Annotated in this window: 4 protein-coding genes and 2 pseudogenes; all 6 read right to left on the minus strand. The window is 66.5% G+C overall.

Annotated elements, in window-relative coordinates:
* Positions 1–93, minus strand: a pseudogene (locus L630_RS23060) (DDE-type integrase/transposase/recombinase); the annotation flags it as partial.
* Positions 94–133: 40 nt separating this feature from the next.
* Positions 134–778, minus strand: coding sequence for a plasmid pRiA4b ORF-3 family protein (locus tag L630_RS0120440; RefSeq protein WP_024850029.1), 645 nt, complete (start codon positions 776–778; stop codon positions 134–136).
* Positions 775–2,358: an IS66 family transposase gene (locus L630_RS0120445; RefSeq protein WP_244650305.1), complete on the minus strand. Its 1,584-nt coding sequence runs from the start codon at positions 2,356–2,358 to the stop codon at positions 775–777. The genes L630_RS0120440 and L630_RS0120445 overlap by 4 nt, the downstream gene beginning before the upstream one ends.
* 92 nt (positions 2,359–2,450) lie before the next feature.
* Complete coding sequence (gene tnpB / locus L630_RS0120450) at positions 2,451–2,798, minus strand: IS66 family insertion sequence element accessory protein TnpB (RefSeq protein ID WP_024850031.1); 348 nt, start codon at positions 2,796–2,798, stop codon at positions 2,451–2,453.
* Positions 2,795–3,196, minus strand: a complete 402-nt coding sequence (locus tag L630_RS0120455) for a transposase (protein WP_024850032.1) — start codon at positions 3,194–3,196, stop codon at positions 2,795–2,797. Before L630_RS0120455 ends, tnpB begins: the two co-directional genes overlap by 4 nt.
* Positions 3,197–3,274: 78 nt before the next feature.
* Positions 3,275–3,368: pseudogene (locus L630_RS22720) on the minus strand (DDE-type integrase/transposase/recombinase); the annotation flags it as partial.

Below are 3,368 nucleotides of genomic sequence, written 5' to 3' on the forward strand. Positions count from 1 at the left end.
GCCATGCCGCTTGAGCGCCTGGCGCAGGAACCGCTTGGCCGCAGCCAGATTCCGCCGCTCACTGAACCAGAACTCAACCGTATCGCCGTTGCTGTGTAACCGTCCGGTGAGGACCGCGGTTATGGCGGCGTGATCAGTTATCGGGTTTCGGCGGGGCTTTGTTGATCAATCGCGCCTTGGCTGGGTTTCGTCGGTTCGCGATGCGCAAGAGCGCGTATTTGATCGGGAGTTCGTCGATGGTGTCGGGATCGTAGTCGTCGGCCCATTCGGTTGCGTCGGCATGGTTGGGGTGGTCGGGGTCGGCCAGCGCGTCGAGCATGTCGTAGAAGCCTGGAATGCCACCGCAATCCTCGGGTGGGGCGTTCCTCTCGCCGCCGAGATAGCGCGGATAGGAGGCCGCGGGATGGCCGGCCCTGACGCCGGTCACGGTGAGCCGAAGCTCCCAGCTGTCGCCGAAGTCGTAGAGGTAGTCGATCGTCGTCCTGCGCGGCTTGAGCACATCGCGCAGGCGCACTTTGGCGGCGTCCTTGCGCGGCGCCGTTCCCCAGTCCTCGTCCATCGGCAGGCCGTATCTCTGCTTGCCGATGGTGAACTCCCACAGATGGTAGTCGAACCAGCCCATCACGGCCTGGATGATGTCGTGCAGCACCTTCAGCGTGATCGAGGTCGGCACCTCGACCTCGCGCCAGATCAGGGGATCGGTGTCGCGCAGTTCGACGCGGACCGTGGCGATCTCGTTGAGGCTGTCGGATGCGGCGATCTTCGGGGACGGGCTCATGCGGCCAGTCTTGCAGATTGCGCCTTCCAGTTCCACGGCAGGAGATCGGCCAGGCGGCCCTGCGGCGTGTCGGCGATGCGGGCGAGCACGTCGGCCAGCCAGGCCTGCGGGTCGACGTCGTTGAGCTTGGCGGTTGCGATCAGCGTGTACATGATCGCCGCGCGATCGGCGCCGCGGTCCGACCCGGCGAAGAGCCAGGACTTCCTGCCCAGTGCCAGACCGCGCAGCGCCCGTTCGGCCGCATTGTTCGTGAGGCAGACGCGCCCGTCCTGGAGGAAGCGTGTGAAGCCATTCCAGCGCTTGAGCATGTAGTCGATCGCCTGGGCGGCGGGCGCATGGCGCGAGAGCCTGGCCCGCTCGCCACGCATCCACTCTTCCAGTTCGGCGACGAGCGGCGCACTCCGTTCCTGACGCGCGGCAAGACGTTGCTGGGCAGGCAGCCCGTTGATGTCGCGCTCGATGTCGAACAGGATATCGATGCGCCTCACGGCCTCGAAGGCGATCGGTGAGATCGGCGGCGCGGTCTTGCCGCGACGCGCGTTGGCGGCGATGTCGGCGAGCACGAAGAACTTGCGCCGCGCATGGCTCCAGCAGAGCGCTTCCATCACCGGTCCGGGCTTGCGGTCGACGAGGTAGAGCCGGTTGTAACCGGCATAGGCATCGGCCTGCAGAATGCCGGTAAACTGCTTCAGGTGCCGCTCGGGGTGATCGCCAGACCGGTCGCGCGATGCGTGGAACAGGGCTGCAGGTGGCGATGTCCCGCCGAAGGGCCGATCGTCGCGGACATAGACCCAGGCCCGGCCGGTGTCGGTCTTGCCCTTCGCCAGGATCGGCACCGTCGTGTCGTCGCCGTGAAGCCGTTCCGCCGAGAGCACATGCTCCTCGATGAGCGCATGCAGCGGACGCAGCACCGCCGCGCATGCGCCGACCTGATCGGCCAGCGTCGACAGGCTCAGCTCGACACCTTCGCGGGCATAGCGCTCGCTCTGCCGGCTCAGCGGCTGATGCTGGCCGAACTTCTCGAACAGCACCATCGCCAGCAGGTTCGGCCCGGCGAAGCCGCGCGGCGTGACGTGGAACGGCGCCGGCGGCTGGGTGATCGTCTCGCACTGGCGGCACGAGAACTTCTCGCGCACCGTCTGGATGACCTTCCACCGACGCGGGATCACCTCCAGCGTCTCGGTCACGTTCTCGCCCAGCTTCGACAGCCTGGTCGAGCCGCAGCAGGGGCAGCTCTCGGGTGCGGCGATCACGACGCGCTCGCGCGGCAGGTGCTCCGGGAACGGCTTGCGCGACGGGCGCCGGCGCTCGAACGAGCGGACCGTCTGTGACCGGGAAGCCGCCCTTTCGGCAGAGAGTTCGTCCTCAACAGCATCAGCTTCCAGATCCTCGAGCTGAAGCTCCATCTGCTCGAGCAGCCGGGCCTTGCGCTCCGAGCGGCTGCCGTAGAGTTCGCGCCTGAGCTTCTCGATCTCCAGCTTCAGTCGTGCAATCAACGCCTCCGTTCCGGAGCTGACCGCCGCCGCGTGGGCGGCAAGAGCTTCGGCCTCGATGCGTGCGGCGCGCTCCGCCAGGATCATCGCGTGGGCGGCGGCGAGGTCGGAAGGGAGCGATTCAGCGTCGGGCATATGGAAAGGGAATCATATCCACCGCCATGTGCAAGACCAAATCGTCAGCCGGTCGCCGTCGGCCGCCAGGTCTTCTGCGGCATGCGCCAGTCGATGCCTTCGAGTAGATAGCCGAGTTGGGCCGGCGTGATCGTCACGACGCCGTCGGCCGGCGATGGCCAGATGAAGCGCCCCCGTTCCAGCCGCTTGCAGAACAGGCAGGCGCCCTGGCCGTCGTGCCAAAGCACCTTGATCAGATCGCCGGGACGACCACGGAAGACGAACAGGTGACCATTGTGCGGATCACGCTTCAGCGTCTCCTGCACTACCAATGCCAGGCCCGGAAAGCCCTTCCTCATGTCGGTGTGACCCGTCGCCAGCCACACCCGCACGCCGCTCGGAACCGGGATCATCGCAACCCGAGCGCGTCCAGCACGCGCCGCAGCGCCTCGCCATCCACGTCGCGATCAACACGGACACGGCGCCCGCCGCCAAGCTCGATCTCGATGATGCCGCTCTTGCGGCGACGTCGGTTGGGAGACGCCGATGATGCCGGCGTCTCAACGACGGGCGGCTGGGCGGCAGGGACGATCTCGACCGGGACCAATTGCGTGGCGCCAACATCGACCCGATCACACAGCTCCTTGCGCCATCGGAAGAGCTGGCTGACGTGAATGCCCGCCGATCGCGCGACCTCCGAGGCCGTCACGCCAGGCTCGAAAGATGCCACCACCAGGCGCTCCTTCTCCTCACGCGACCAGCGGCGCCGTCTCTCGACCGACGTGATCACCTCCACTCGCGGCATCGTCATAGGGCTACTCCTAGGATTGTCCCTAGGACTTCCGACGTTCGCCCTCAGACCGCAAGGCGGCCGTCACCGGAGGGATACGTTGCTGTCGATGGCGCGGTAGAGATACATCCAATGCCCACGGACCTTGATATAAGTCTCGTCGATATGCCACCTGCCGGTGACCGAGCGCTTG

This window comes from Aminobacter sp. J41 (assembly GCF_000526635.1).
In the GTDB taxonomy this organism is placed as follows: Bacteria; Pseudomonadota; Alphaproteobacteria; order Rhizobiales; family Rhizobiaceae; genus Aerobium.